This window comes from Enterococcus sp. ZQ21, from assembly GCF_030053755.1.
In the GTDB taxonomy this organism is placed as follows: domain Bacteria; phylum Bacillota; class Bacilli; order Lactobacillales; family Enterococcaceae; genus Enterococcus_B; species Enterococcus_B lactis.
The window spans coordinates 1-14,883 of record NZ_CP125659.1 but is presented as its reverse complement, the minus strand read 5'-3'; the positions used below and the strand labels follow the sequence as shown (position 1 = coordinate 14,883).

Genomic DNA, 14,883 nt, shown 5'->3' with positions numbered 1-14,883 from the left:
TTTATAAAAATAGGAACCGCATCAAATCAACATTCTTTAGAATGGATTTGATGCGTTTTTCTTTATTTTTTGACTTATGAGTCAACCTCTTACTCTTCGTCATGGATTTGATTAGCTAATTATTGCTCCACTTGTTCACGAATGAAATTTAAGTACTGCGGTAAAAATAAAGGAATTTCTTCAAAGCGTGGACTTTGATTTTCATACGCTTTTGCATCTAGGTTTCCTTCCCCTGTAGCAATTTCAATCAATAATTGATTTGGGTCACGATAATAAAGTGATACAAAAAATTCACGATCTTTTATTCCTGAATTTATAAAATTGCGCTCTTGTAATTGTTTGTCGATGCGTTGTAAATCAGATTTATTTTCTACGCCAAACGCAACATGATGGACGCTACCAATCCCTTCAATGGCAACTGGATTCTCACGATCTTGAATAATCTGAACTTCTTGATAGAACTGAGTGTCTTGATTTTCTAAGATTGTCACTCGTTGATGACCCGAAAAGAAACTGACGTATTCTTTGTGCTGCCAGCCTACCGACAATAACTCTCGTTCAGTCGCATCGGAATATTGTACGCGTAGTTGAATGGCATCAATTCCTAAAATGGCATGCTCTGTAGGGATCTGGTCTGTGACATACGGGAAATAATCATCAATATCTTCAAATTCGCGTAAGGGAACTAAAGCTAATTGTGTTGCATCTGGCCCTTCAAAACGTAAGATAGGTCGTCCAGAAAATGATTCGATTCCATAATGGCAAACGCCTTGTATTTCAAAATATATTTCCCAAAAATGCAATGATGCTTCGGAAGGAACTTTTAGTATCGTTCGTTCAATCGTATTGGTTCCAAAAAACTGGTTGTTCCCTTCTTGTACTTCAAAAAAAGTCAGTTCAGTTCCCACACGGTGGTGATTATCTGAAAAAAACAGGTGATACATGGTATGATCGTCTTGATTAATTGTTTTCATTAGTAATTTTAAACCGAGTATATTATGATAAAAGTCAAATGTCGGTCGAATAAAGCGATTCACAATAGAAATGTGATGAATACGTGCGGGCATAATATCTAAAAATGAGAATCAAACCTATAAAAGATGGTGAACAACTTTTGTTTTCATCAGAAGAAAATAAGCCCCTTTATTTAGACTATGTAAATCACAATTTGAAAATCATCATTAAAGAGAATAACTTAAAACATATCACACTTCATGGTTTTCGTCATACCCATTGTAGTCTGCTCTTTGAATCTGGTGCGTCTGTCAAAGAAGTGTACGTTCGACTTGGACATACAGATATTAAAACCACTATGGATGATATATACACCCATATCGCGAAAAAGCAGACAGAGGAAACGGCAATTCGTTTTGCAGATTTCATGAGTTCTACAGAGGAAAAGCAAGGAAGTTTGCAGAAGGTCAAAAGTATGGTCAAAAACGAAAAAAGCAGACTATCCCTATTAGATAGTCTGCTAAACGTTGAGTTATCAGTATTTTTCTTATTCCGCAGCGTTTGCGTTTTTGAGACCGTATTGATTCTCTTTTTTTAATTTCATCCTTTTCCAACCTAAAAATGTTATTTAATTACTTAGTTTATATAACACGAACCTATACCAAGTACCAGTAACCCCAGCTTTTATTCCGCGAACTTTATGAAATAAAATCGTTCTAGATAAAAATAGCTTTTAATCTTTGTCTTTACTGTTTATAAAAATTTTTAAATTATACACCTAGTTTAAATCCACGAAGTGATGCTCCTATTTCATCTTCAGTTATACCAATGTACCTTTTTGTAATTGCTTGCGAGCTATGATTAAAAATAAACATTAAGGTAGCAATGTCTCTAGTTTTCTTGTAGTAGTGATACCCAAAAGTTTTTCTTAATGTATGTGTTCCTATATCATCTCGTCCTAATTTTTCTGCTATATCTGCATATATCTGATAGACACGATCCCTTGTTATATGTCGACCTTGTTGCCGACTCGGAAATAACCAATCATTTTCTTCTTTACCTTCAGTATATAATAAAATTTCTTCTCTCAAATTATCTATAAAAATCGGTTTTCGCTTACCTGTTTTATGTTCAACAATAATAGGCTTACTTTTGCCTCGTATATCTCCAACTTTTAATCCTATAATATCTGACATACGTAACCCATTATTGATTCCAAACAAAAATAAAAAACTATCTCTTTCCGGATTACTTGTTCTTCTTAGCCAAAACTGAAAATCTTGTATCTCTTCATTTGTCCTTAACGGTTGTACATTATAGCTCACTATTGTTTCCCTTCTTAAAAATATTCTGAGTTCATGATTATGTATATATTTTACCATAATCATTAACTTATATATATAAACTTTTGAAAGTCAATAAAATCAAGGGATTTAGTTTATGATTTTATATCATTTCAGTAACTCAGAATATTCCGACTTTTTTGTACAAAAAAATTAACCTTACTTATATGAAGATTCTAAGCTCTTATTTAAATTTTAGACGGGCAGTTATCCGTAGAAGTTCTTAGAATAGCTAATTTACATAATTAAATTATATGAAATTTAAGTTTGAACAATATACTAAGAACTCCCCTTACTATAAAGTGAAATGAATTAGCATATGAATAACCGTGCTATCAAGCTTTTCATTAATAAAATATTTTTATTAATATTTTATAACTTTACGCAAGATCATAATTTTGTCTGTAGATATTTCGTTATATCATTAAAGATAATAAGATTTAATGACCTCATTAATATTGTTTGCTAGGTCCAAACTCTTATTAAACTTTCCTTGCTATAAAACCCAAACATAGTAATAAAAAAATAACTTATTACCTTTAAATTATACTACCAACAAATGGTAGTTTATTATTAATTTATATAATATGAAACCTAAAATATAGTAGTATGTTAATTTATACTAAATTAAATAAAGTACTACCTTTAATAGGTAGTACTTTATTATCAAGCCATTATTCCTTCTTCTACTAGTTCTTTTTGTCACATAATTTTGTAATCAATAAATGTTGCGCAATAAGTATAAGAATTCCATTTTCTAAATTTGAAAGGTGATCCATAATTTCATGTTCAAGTAGTTTATTAATTGTCCACTTGTCGCTTCATCTAAAAATTTTATAGGTTTTAGGAATGCTATTCGCTTATTTTAGGAAGATTTTAACTGTTTGCTATAGATATATATCATACTAGTATCGTAATAAAAGTACTCTAAAAGAAGAATTTTCAAATACGCAAAATTAAGTACGAAAGAGTTGAAACAAATTTGGAGAAAATGAGCATAGAATGTCTGATGAGTTAAATAGACCTAAAAATTATCTAAAAGTGGAGCAAAATTAGGAATTACAAACAAAACACTAAATTAGTTTGTATAATTTTCCGTAATATTTAATATATATGAAAAGGAAAACGTAGAAAATTACGTCTACGTTTTCCTATTTAGTTCTATATTTTTATTAAATTTTATATTTACTCCTTTCACTTTTCGGAATAAATTCACTGTGACTCTTGATACCTTCTTTTATATATTGCTAATGTATTTTCTCCATTGCTATGAAAATAGAATCAACATATTTATAATATCTATCTAATCTATTTTCATTTAACCGCAGCATCTTATTAAATAACGTGTAAATAAGAATATAAAAGTTATTGAACTAATTAATAAAGATAGAATCATCGTAGTTGGATACGTAGATGAAACCTCAACTATAGTTCTTTTTCCCGTACCTTTAATAGACACTAAACCATTGTCATTTTCTATAGTGCTCTTTTTCCCATTTACTTTCACAACTGTTCCCCAATAATTGAATACAGGTAATGTGATATTTTGCTCATCGGCATCTTCTACTGTATAGACTATTTTGGAATTATATGCTTTATGAGATGCATTCTCCCATCGATCACCAACTTTTACTTCATGTTTCTTTAAATGATCTTTATATTTCAATGCATCTAATGGTGCATAGTCATATAGGCCTCCAGTTCTTGAGGATGTATAACGTGTAACATCTTTTTTGGTCATAACTAAACGACCTTTATACGACTGAATTTTATACGAATAATTTGCTTCTGTTGCTGCAGTCACAGTAAAAATAATAAGAACTATTCCTACAAGGCTCCGCATACTTTTTTTGTTGCTTGTTTTCCACTTTAAAAACACTATGGTTAAGATTAATGAACCAAAAAGCACTTGAAAACCCAAGATTCTCCACGGAAATTGAATGATTTGAATAGGTGTTTTTTGTAAAATTTCCCATGGAAAAAGATTCGTTGATAAAAACCAAGTGGTCACTGCACAAAAATAAATAATCTTTTCTTTATTGGTAAATTTTTTTAAAAAGAAAAGTGGAAGAATCAATGAAACCACACCAATTGTTCCCATTGTAAACGTAACTAAATCATTATTTACTGCACCGATTAAACTATCAGAAATATTCAATGCCCTTTCTTGAAGATTTGTGCGAAAAGGACGATTAATTTTTTGATGTAGGACTTGTTGTAACATCGGATACCAAACGTAAGCCGTTAAAAGAATGGTCCAACCAACAGCTTTTATCATATTTAATATCAGATCCGACATTTCTTTTTTCTCTTTTCGCTTAGAGAAAAGAGAGCCGATAAACAAGAAGCCAATAACAATCACACTCATAAAAGTGGAGAGAACATGGGTATAGATTAGCAAACTCATACTGATAGCTAAAGGAATCACACAGTTCTTTCTTTCATAAAGAAGATTATACGTGTAATACAAGATAACTGGTATAATCGTCAACGCAATTGATTCTGAAATTGCAGAACGCTGATATATATCAATTAAACGATATCCATAAAAGCTATACAAACAGCTAAATAAGAAAGCTGCATCTATTCGCTTAAAGAACCTTTGGCCATATTGATAGGTCACTAGAATTGTACAAATATTCAATACCCAAACGTATAAAATGTAACTTAGAATCAAATTATTTGTTATCCAGTAAAAAATTACGGCTGGAAAGAGTGTTAGATACGGATAAAAAAATTGACCCCTCCGCCATAACTATTAAATGTGGTAAAATTTATTAGACCAGAAAATACTGAGGACAAGCCTTTTATTCTAGAAAAGTGAAAAGCGATATCTCCTGTAGTTGAGATCTTTTGTGTATTACTAAAAAACAAAAAAGAATAAAGACTAGCAATAACTAATAATATAACAAGTAGTACTAGTTTTTATAAAATAACATCCTGTATAAGTTGTCATACCGAAAGGTATGCCTTTCTATTATACAGAAGGTTATTCATCTATTAAATATGAAAGTGGAGCAGTTTGTTGCCCTGGATGGAGCTATCTATTGCCTTGAGTGGAGCAGTTATTCACCTCACTGGAGCTATTTATCTGCAATACTCAACTTGTTTAAATTTTTTTTCAGTAACTAATAGGAGTCAATGGCAATACGTACATCCATGTATTCTAAAGTGGTACAAACAAGGGGATTATCCATCGGTTTTCTTTCAAACGAGCTTAGAGTTGCCCTGAGCCAACTAATAAATAGCAAAACAAGCGAACCGAGAGAAGGCTTCGCTTGTTTCTGATCAATTCTGTTTAATTTTATCTAGGATCACTTCAAATGTTTCAAAGGTATCTATATCTAACTGGCACAGCCAAAGTAAGTATTTCTTTTCCTTATATGTCTAGTCAACAGTGGGGTAGGAGGTGATCAAATTATTGTATCTTGCTCTTTGTTCACTTGATGCTAGCTGCCAGCGTTTCTCAAATATTTTTTCTTCTTCCATTATCGATCCCCCAAAAAGAGCGCTGCCTGAAACTTCAATAACGGGCAGCGCAAGTCTAATTATGCAGATCTATGTATAGCATAACAAACAAATATGAAAAAACTTAGAAGGTAGTAGAAGTTCTGGCGTCTTTTGCTTTGCTTTCGTTCTTAATGTGTTTCATTCTAGGATATCTCAAAATAAAAACTATGCGTGGTGTTCTCATATTAATTACTTGTTTTTTTCTCTTTTAAGTACATTAATACTTCATATTCCTCAACATGCTTACTTACAAAGGCATTATAAAATGAAGTACCTAAAACCATAGCAATCAATGTTAATATAGAATAGCTGACAATACCCCAGTCTCCAGAAAACATTTCAGGAAACACTGCTTGTGGAAGACCTAGTATTAGAAATGAAATATAACAGATCATAACTACATTTAATAAGTTTTTATTCCTATCTGTCACTTTTCTTTTTAAATGGCAAAAATTTCAATCTTTAAATGGCGAAAAACAAAGAGCGTGAGACCCTATCCTTATCTCACGCTCTTTGTCTATTTTTCTAACAAATCAAGTATTTCTTGAGGAGAATCAATAATTATATCTACACTTTGAAAATTTTCTATATTTTTGGCTCCCCATTTAGCTAAACCAAATGCTATCCCACAAGCTTTCGCACTTTGCATGTCATATAATGAATCACCAATATAAATCGTTTCTTATTTTTTATGCCCAATTCATCAATTGCCTTTTGTATGGGGTCCGGAAAAGGTTTATGCAACTTAGTATCTGAAGCTGTAATTTGTATATCAAAATATAGATTTAACCCGTGGTGCTAGTTAATTTTTTCCTAGAGGAAAATGTCTAAACATGTTGGTAAATCAACAAAAAAACGCATAGAGTAGTCTCAAAACTCCCAAGAAATGAGGACTACATATGCGTTCATCAAAATATACTGAACATTATACAGATACTTTTATAACATTCAAGGAAATTATGAGAACTGTTTCTAACATATACCACAATTGTGTACCAGATAAGATTAAAAACCGAAGAAATACTGATCAACTGAAGCAACGCGATACAGTGATTATTGCTTGTGTTATATGGGGCATAATAATTAATGGCTATACTAGCCAAAGAGCCACGTATAGAGCGGTTTGTTCCGTCTTATTTCCTAATGGTGACTTTCCTAGTAGGAGTCGATTCACTCGCTTAAGTTCAAACTTAGCTTACACTATCAAGATTATTCGATACTTTTTCATCAAGAAGCTCACCAAAGGTGAACTAGTCGGAATTATAGATAGTTTTCCTAGTCCATTATGTAAACTAGTTAGAAATAGACAAGCAAAACTATTGAATCAAATAGCCAAAGTTGGCTATAACTCAACAAAAAAATCTTATTTTTATGGTCTTAAAATTCATATGATCGTTACTAAGACTGGCTTTCCGATTACTTACTCAATCACGAATCCAGGTGTCCATGACGTGAAAGTGTTAGAGACTTTATCGGAAGAAGCGAATCTTCCCAATATCCTAGGGGACAAAGGATATATTAGCCATAAAATCCATGAAAAGCTTGCCCTTATGGGCATTACTATATCCGTTCCGCCACGTAAAAACATGGATAAATCAGAAAAACTAGACCACAGCTTACTTGGAAAACAAAGAAAAATAGTTGAGACTGTTTTTTCTTCCTTAGAAAAATTAGGTTGTCAAAATTTCAACTCACGTTCTGTTAAAGTGCTAGAGAGTAGATTTGAAAGCATATTACTGGCTTACAGTGTTCTATTAAGTCGAGCACAACGACGTTTTGAAGGAACTTTGAGATATTCTTTAGGATATTAAAATTAACTAGCACCACGGGTATCTATTAAGAAGATCCTAGGTTATCTTAGATTATCTGCTAATCTTTGTATTTCCAGCAGTATCCTCCAGCATGTTTTTGAACTCCATTTGCAGCATCCCTAATACTTTTTGAGTTAACGCCAACTTCTTTTACAGCAGAAGCTATAGTATCGAATTCTTTTATTATTGTTCCATCATCAGTCATTTGAATAATCTGTCTTCCACGCTTCTTGCTAGGCTCACTAATCGCATCCTCTTTTTTGTTCGCTTTTAGAAAATCAGATTTTTCCTTAGCTATCCGCTCTGCCTCTTGTTTAGCAAATAATAGCTTAATTGCCTTATCCCTACGAGCCTCTAAAGTACCAACATCGTGCCGTGTTTTACGCATAATTCCTTCATCAAGAATGAGAATTTCATTATCGTAATCCTTAATTTTTCGATAAGCTTTAGCATAAGAATCATATAGCGCAGGAGCATCATAGCCGTTATATCGAGCTTTATCAAAAAATGCAATAGCTTCATCTACTTTGCCATTTTTCCTAGCAGTTTCTCCACGTTCCCAATATGGATAACCTGCATCAAATCCTTTCTCCCAATTCCCTATATTTCGTATCTTGTTTAATGAAACTCGATTATGCAACCCGTTAATAATTACATCTTCTCTAGATATCACTTTTTCAATATTTAGGTTAACTTCAGTCTCATCATATCCACGATTTTTTGCATCGAATAATAACTCTTTCATCGCTGATTTTGAAATAGATTTCAGCATACTAAGGCTTTGCTCTGCTTCTTTTTTAGTGTAATTACTAACACTCATATATTCATTCATAGAATTATAACAATCGCTATAAGCACTGAAAATATAATTTGAAAGAGGCGTTAAGTCAAAGGGGCTACGAAAATAGACTCGCACATTTGTTGTACCGCCTTCACTTACAGTACAAGGTTCTATAGGTAAATCAATTCCATTTGTAGCATCTTTTCTAATAATGATGTAATTTCCCTTCTTAGCAAACTTAAACTTTAAGAATGTATATAGACAAGTTACATCGACATAATTATTACTGTTTTTTCGATACCTGATCCAACTGGTGTCGCATCCTTTTTTCTCAATAATATCTTGAATAAAAGCACAAGCTTCAAGTTCTTTTATGTCTGGAGTCATCTTTTCTATTTGCTTTTTTTGTTCTTCCAACGACTCCTCAATAATATCTAAAACACCCCAAAAAATCTTTCCGCATATATCTGCATCTGATTCCGCTCTATGGGCAGTGTCATTTATTAATCCGAAATATTCCGCTACAGTCTCTTGCTTATGATTTACAATGCCTTTTATATGTTTTCTAGAGAGACTCAGAGTATCAACATACTTAATTTTAGCATCATACCCAAGTCTAGAAAATGTGTTACTTAAAAATCCAAAATCGAAACTTGCATTGTGTGCACACATAGTGATTTTTCCATCTAGTGCATCTCCTAAAAATTCTACCAACTGGGGGTAAACTTCCTGCTCATTTGGAGCAGAGTTTAGCATTTCATTAGTTATATTATTTATTGCCGAAGCTGAGGCTGCAATTCTAACTTTTGGATTGACAAGAGTTCCGAATGATTGAATTGGAACTCCTTCTTTAAATAGCACCGCACCAATCTCTACAATTCTATCTGAAGAAGAATTTAGGCCAGTTGTTTCCACATCAAAAGCGATAAAAGTTTTACGAAACTCATCTACATTTGATATGTCCACTTCCAATTTTTCAGCAAAAACTTTACCAGTACGAAATAGACTAGAAGCCAGTTGATAATCAACGTGTTTACTAACCTTTCCTTGTTTTTTCTTTAGAAAATCAAATAATCCCACTATTATTTCCTCCCCCATTAATTTTATCCAGAATCACTTTTACGATGCCTTTTTCTTATATTCTACCTATTCGCATACCACAAGAAGTGATCTAACTTTCTTCTTCTAAAAGGAATATGTATATTATTTTCATCAAGTAGTTTTCCAACACATTCGTTAAATGCCTCGTAATCAAAACTTCTTCGCCACGTATCAATCTTATTCGTAGTTAGTCCTTGGATATAGTGTGGAAGAGTATTTTTAACGATACCATCAAAGATGGAGTAATCATCTCTCCCACACACTTCCACATTATGATATGTACAGTACTTGGATGCAAATGAGAACATATTAACTGCACCAATGTTCCTTGCGATAATATTTATCAACGAGGATCTCCTTTTGCCAACCGATCATCAAAATTTGGAATCTCCAGAATTACTTTAGCCAAATCATATAAAGACAACCTGCTCTTATATTGAGAAAGATGTGTTGAATTTGTTACAATCAATTACCGCAATCTTCATCGCAATAGTATTTAAATCATTATGAAGAGGAAATGCATTCAAAACATCATGTATTATTAGACCTTCTTTCCCATAATTAGAGCTTGCACCTACAAACTTATGCTGTTTCTCAATATTTTCTTCAGTTAAAGATAAGTATTTTTGTTTATGGATTGTTTCACTTATAGTTTTTTCTTTACTTGAATCAAGCTTAAGAACCTTGTCAATGCACCAATATGTTGTTGCTCCTTTTATTGGGGAAATATCATTCTGCTTAAGATATTCTTTTAATAAACTCAGTTGTTTTCCTTCTGGAATAGTACCAGATTTCGTTTCTATGATATGAGGTTGTGGTTTGGAAGTACCTTCATTAGCAGCAAATACAGCATACTCAACATCATTTATTGTTATGATTTTCAATACAAATTACACCTCCTAATTACCTATCTTTATTTCATTGCCATCAGGCAATATAAAAGCCTGCACAAACTTGACACCTAGCACATCAGCAATCGCTTTCAACTCATCTAAGGTTACCGTTTCTCGTTGTAATTTCTTATTGAAATTCTGTGGAGTCTGTCCAATACGTCTAGCAAGTTCGGAAACACTTATATTCATTTGCTCACACAGTTCTTTAATCATTCTGCCGTAGTCATACAGCACCTCCAAGTTTACGCTAAGAATATTATAAATCATTTGGTTTATAATAACAATAGTTATTAAAATATTATTATAATCAGCAAGCAAAAGAAAACCCACGACTCTACTGTAGAGTCATGGGCTATTTACTTCTGGTTTTCATATTTCCATTTCGATGCCAGATTTGAAGGATATGACGAAGTGTTCTTCATAGACTGTAACGCTCTGGATTATCTTCCTTACAAGCTTATCATCGTACTCTAAGGTACGGAATTTGTTCTTGCGGATTAAATTCAATCAGCTCATTGATTCGCTCGTTCTCGCCACTGAGGGAGGCATCTTCTACTAAAAGGAGCTGTCGCTTGTCTCTCAGCTCATCAATCTCATCTGCTAGATGTTCATAATCTTGACCCTTATTAGCCAGCTTGATGAGTTCTTTTGCTTTTTCTCCAGTAAGTTGTTAATCTCTGAAATTTGGTATTCTGTCGTTGGTTCTGTTGCAAAGTTTTAAATCTACTATCAAATAAGGTAGAATAATAGAAAAAGATAGCTAGGAGGAATGACGATGAATCATTTTAAAGGAAAGCAATTTCAGCAGGATGTGATTATTGTAGCCGTGGGCTACTATCTTCGTTATAACCTTAGCTATCATGAAGTTCAAGAAATCTTATATGATCGTGGCATTAACGTTTCTCATACGACGATTTATCGTTGGGTGCAAGAATATGGCAACTACTCTATCAAATTTGGAAAAAGAAAAATAAAAAATCCTTTATTCATGGAAAATGGATGAAACGTACATCAAAATTAAAGGAAAATGGCATTATTGTATCGAGCCATCGATTGCAGATATGGTTTAACCTTGGATATTTGGTTACGTAAAAAACGGGACACACAAGCAGCCTATGCTTTCTTAAGCGGTTAGTGAAGCAGTTTGATGAACCGAAGGTTGTAGTCACAGATAAAGCCCCCTCTATTACAAGTTGCCTTTAAGAAACTAAAAGAATACGGCTTTTATCAAGGGACAGAACATCGTACCATTAATACCTGAATAATTTGATTGAACAAGACCATCGTCCAGTAAAGAGACGCAATAAATTCTATCGAAGTTTACGCACTGCCTCTACCACGATTAAAGGCATGGAAGCCATTCGAGGATTATATAAGAAAACCCGAAAAGAAGGCACTCTCTTCGGGTTTTCGGTCTGTACTGAAATCAAGGTATTATTGGGAATCCCAGCTTAAATCATAGATACCGTAAGGGATTTTATTCTTTATATGATTTGTCAAATTAAGCTAGAATAAATGCTTCTTGTACATAGCTCAAAATATTTCGATTGGTGTTCTGTAATTCAATGATTTTTCTTGGAATATGATTACGTTGATTGCTGACACTGGAAATAAATGTCTGATTCACTTCTCTAAAATCCATTGATTTCGGCAGTCCATTACGACGCAGAATCCCGTTAGAATTCTCGTTTAATGGGCGTTGAGAAGGTGTTCCAGGGTCCGCAAAATATATATCAATATCATGTTGGTTACTAATGGCTTTCCAGTTAGAAAATTCTTTTCCCACAGTCAAACGTAATAGATTTAAAGAAGTTTTTAGGGAAGCGAGAAAACCATTGATTAAGGGCAGTTTCAATATCTAATGCCTTACGGCCGTTGGGTTTAATCGTGATAATGACTTTAGATAATCTTTCAACTAAAGTAATGACGGCACTTTTATGATGAATGCCAACGATCGTATCACCTTCAAGGTGACCAAACTCAGAATTGAAATCAGGATAATTATCAGGTCGATCATGGATTGAGCGCTGATACTGTTGTTTTCCCGTTTTTCCTGATGGCCATTGGGTTTTCTTTTACCTTTCATCGGTTAGTGTGTCAATATCAAATATTCCTTTAGAAAATAAACGATAAAGTGTTCTCATACCGCATGAAACAGGCCTTTCTTTTCGCCCGATAATGACGTCAGGCGTCCAACCAAGAGTGACTTTCTCTTTAATGTAATCTACTTCATGAGCAGGTAATTGAATGACTTTTCTCCCACATTTTTTCTTATTTTCTTTATACTGGTGCCAATAATCAAGAGCAGTCTTGCCTTGCTTGAACTTATTGACTACATTATAAATAGTTTGTATAGCACGTCCCATTCGGTTAGCGATTTCAACCGGCTTATTATGTTGAAGATAATATGATTCTATCATTGTCAGTTCGTCTATGGTAAGATGTTTGTAGGTCATTTATGGTTACACTCCTTTGTTTTCTTTCGTCGGAAATACAATTTGAGTGTACCATAAATGCCTTTTTATTTTTCTAACTTAATTTTACAATTCGCGTTATTTAAAACTTTGCAACAGAACCTTAATACAATCAAAAACCTAACCGAAAATTTAATAACGTTTCACTGATTTCATCTTCATTAATTCCGATGTAGCGTTTGGTAATCTTCTCGCTGCTGTGACCAAAGATTTCCATTAAGGTGGCCACGTCTTTGGTTTTCTTGTAACAGTGGTAACCAAAGGTTTTTCGTAGGGTGTGGGTGCCGATATCGTCCCTTCCTAACAGCTTCGCGACCTTTTGAAACATCTGGTAGACTGTATTGATTTCTAAATGGCCGCCCTTAGTAGTGGGAAACAAGTAAGCCTCCGGATCTAAGGGTGCGGTATAGCCGTGAATCAAGTCCTGTAAGCTGCTTAAGTATAAAATGCGTGTTTTCCCTGTCTTTTGCTCCACAATGCGCGGGTTTTTTGAGGTAATCACGTTTTTTTCTTGAGTTTGACGATGTCGGACATGCGCAGACCGCTGTTAATTCCAATTAGAAACAAGAAAACGTCACGTTCCGCATTTTTATTCCGTCGCAGGCAAAATAAAAAATCATTAATCTCCTGTTGCGACCGTAGTGGCTGAACATTATAGCCCATGACAATCCCTCCTTTTTAGTCTGTTCGAATACATGATTACAGTTATTATAACACGAAATCGTGTGTTTAGGGGGGGTAAAAAAAAAGAACCCTATAGGGATAGGATTCTTGATACATGATTTTATACAATTTCATGTATCGCATGATACTATTTGGATAATGCGCCAATCTGTTAGCACAAAAAAAGACATCGATTAAATCTCGTTGTCTTTTTTTGTGCTAACAGTCAAACTACTTATTAATTAATATGATTTGTCAAATTAAGCTAGAATAAAATGCTTCTTGTACATAGCTCAAAAATATTTCGATTGGTGTTCTGTAATTCAATGATTTTCTTGGAATATGATTACGTTGATTGCTGACACTGGAAATAAATGTCTGATTCACTTCTCTAAAATCCATTGATTTCGGCAGTCCATTACGACGCAGAATCCCGTTAGAATTCTCGTTTAATGGGCGTTGAGAAGGTGTTCCAGGGTCCGCAAAATATATATCAATATCATGTTGGTTACTAATGGCTTTCCAGTTAGAAAATTCTTTTCCACAGTCAAACGTAATAGATTTAAAGAAGTTTTTAGGGAAGCGAGAAAACCATTGATTAAGGGCAGTTTCAATATCTAATGCCTTACGGCCGTTGGGTTTAATCGTGATAATGACTTTAGATAATCTTTCAACTAAAGTAATGACGGCACTTTTATGATGAATGCCAACGATCGTATCACCTTCAAGGTGACCAAACTCAGAATTGAAATCAGGATAATTATCAGGTCGATCATGGATTGAGCGCTGATACTGTTGTTTTCCCCGTTTTTCCTGATGGCCATTGGGTTTTCTTTTACCTTTCATCGGTAGTGTGTCAATATCAAATATTCCTTTAGAAAATAAACGATAAAGTGTTCTCATACCGCATGAAACAGGCCTTTCTTTTCGCCCGATAATGACGTCAGGCGTCCAACCAAGAGTGACTTTCTCTTTAATGTAATCTACTTCATGAGCAGGTAATTGAATGACTTTTCTCCCACATTTTTTCTTATTTTCTTTATACTGGTGCCAATAATCAAGAGCAGTCTTGCCTTGCTTGAACTTATTGACTACATTATAAATAGTTGTATAGCACGTCCCATTCGGTTAGCGATTTCAACCGGCTTATTATGTTGAAGATAATATGATTCTATCATTGTCAGTTCGTCTATGGTAAGATGTTTGTAGGTCATTTATGGTTACACTCCTTTGTTTTCTTTCGTCGGAAATACAATTTGAGTGTACCATAAATGCCTTTTTATTTTTCTAACTTAATTTTACAATTCGCGTAAATAAACTTAATAAAGTTTGAATCGTACCATTTTCGATCAA

The 14,883-nt window shown here is 33.6% G+C and carries 7 protein-coding genes and 8 pseudogenes; 3 read left to right on the top strand and 12 right to left on the bottom strand.

Going from position 1 to position 14,883, the window contains the following annotated elements; genetic code table 11:
• Positions 1–119 precede the first annotated feature (119 nt).
• Entirely contained in the window at positions 120–1,067 is a 948-nt protein-coding gene (locus QK255_RS12670) for a VOC family protein (protein ID WP_010728588.1), read from the bottom strand.
• A 2-nt stretch (positions 1,068–1,069) separates the two neighbouring features.
• Here QK255_RS12670 and QK255_RS13445 point away from each other — a divergent pair.
• Positions 1,070–1,552 (top strand): annotated as a pseudogene (locus QK255_RS13445) (tyrosine-type recombinase/integrase); the annotation flags it as partial.
• Between the two features lie 172 nt (positions 1,553–1,724).
• Here the strand turns inward: QK255_RS13445 and QK255_RS12660 are convergent.
• From QK255_RS12660 to QK255_RS12645, 4 genes and pseudogenes are all read right to left on the bottom strand, one after another.
• Positions 1,725–2,279, bottom strand: coding sequence for a tyrosine-type recombinase/integrase (locus tag QK255_RS12660; protein WP_002290383.1), 555 nt, complete (start codon positions 2,277–2,279; stop codon positions 1,725–1,727).
• A 1,336-nt stretch (positions 2,280–3,615) separates the two neighbouring features.
• Positions 3,616–5,204 (bottom strand): annotated as a pseudogene (locus QK255_RS12655) (putative glycosyltransferase family protein).
• A gap of 381 nt (positions 5,205–5,585) precedes the next feature.
• Positions 5,586–5,786: pseudogene (locus tag QK255_RS12650) on the bottom strand (hypothetical protein).
• 642 nt (positions 5,787–6,428) lie between these two features.
• A complete protein-coding gene (locus tag QK255_RS12645) occupies positions 6,429–6,551 on the bottom strand; it encodes a hypothetical protein (protein ID WP_228780300.1) in 123 nt (40 codons plus the stop codon).
• A 155-nt stretch (positions 6,552–6,706) separates the two neighbouring features.
• Here QK255_RS12645 and QK255_RS12640 point away from each other — a divergent pair, with 155 nt between their 5' ends.
• Positions 6,707–7,618 (top strand): IS982 family transposase, encoded by a 912-nt coding sequence (locus QK255_RS12640; RefSeq protein WP_283341634.1) that lies wholly within the window; start codon positions 6,707–6,709, stop codon positions 7,616–7,618.
• Between the two features lie 58 nt (positions 7,619–7,676).
• Here QK255_RS12640 and QK255_RS12635 read toward each other — a convergent pair whose 3' ends face one another.
• The 4 genes and pseudogenes from QK255_RS12635 to QK255_RS13440 all read right to left on the bottom strand — a co-directional run.
• The gene (locus QK255_RS12635) at positions 7,677–9,479 is read right to left on the bottom strand and encodes an exonuclease domain-containing protein (RefSeq protein WP_277891361.1); all 1,803 of its coding nucleotides are present in this window, start codon (positions 9,477–9,479) and stop codon (positions 7,677–7,679) included.
• Positions 9,480–9,931: 452 nt separating this feature from the next.
• Positions 9,932–10,384 (bottom strand): hypothetical protein, encoded by a 453-nt coding sequence (locus tag QK255_RS12630; protein WP_283341633.1) that lies wholly within the window; start codon positions 10,382–10,384, stop codon positions 9,932–9,934.
• Between the two features lie 15 nt (positions 10,385–10,399).
• Entirely contained in the window at positions 10,400–10,660 is a 261-nt protein-coding gene (locus QK255_RS12625) for a helix-turn-helix domain-containing protein (protein WP_283341637.1), read from the bottom strand.
• A 102-nt stretch (positions 10,661–10,762) separates the two neighbouring features.
• Positions 10,763–10,849 (bottom strand): annotated as a pseudogene (locus tag QK255_RS13440) (site-specific recombinase); the annotation flags it as partial.
• Between the two features lie 319 nt (positions 10,850–11,168).
• Here QK255_RS13440 and QK255_RS12615 point away from each other — a divergent pair.
• Positions 11,169–11,848: pseudogene (locus tag QK255_RS12615) on the top strand (IS6 family transposase).
• A gap of 46 nt (positions 11,849–11,894) precedes the next feature.
• Here the strand turns inward: QK255_RS12615 and QK255_RS12610 are convergent.
• From QK255_RS12610 to QK255_RS12600, 3 pseudogenes are all read right to left on the bottom strand, one after another.
• Positions 11,895–12,849 (bottom strand): annotated as a pseudogene (locus QK255_RS12610) (IS30-like element IS6770 family transposase).
• Between the two features lie 130 nt (positions 12,850–12,979).
• Positions 12,980–13,530: pseudogene (locus QK255_RS12605) on the bottom strand (tyrosine-type recombinase/integrase).
• Between the two features lie 255 nt (positions 13,531–13,785).
• Positions 13,786–14,744: pseudogene (locus QK255_RS12600) on the bottom strand (IS30-like element IS6770 family transposase).
• Between the last annotated feature and the right edge of the window lie 139 nt (positions 14,745–14,883).

Bases quoted from the DNA above. Each gene is read 5' to 3' on its own strand.
- QK255_RS12640 (WP_283341634.1), top strand. From the start codon at position 6,707: ATGCGTTCATCAAAATATACTGAACATTATACAGATACTTTTATAACA.
- QK255_RS12625 (WP_283341637.1), bottom strand. From the start codon at position 10,660: ATGATTTATAATATTCTTAGCGTAAACTTGGAGGTGCTGTATGACTAC.
- QK255_RS12670 (WP_010728588.1), bottom strand. From the start codon at position 1,067: ATGCCCGCACGTATTCATCACATTTCTATTGTGAATCGCTTTATTCGA.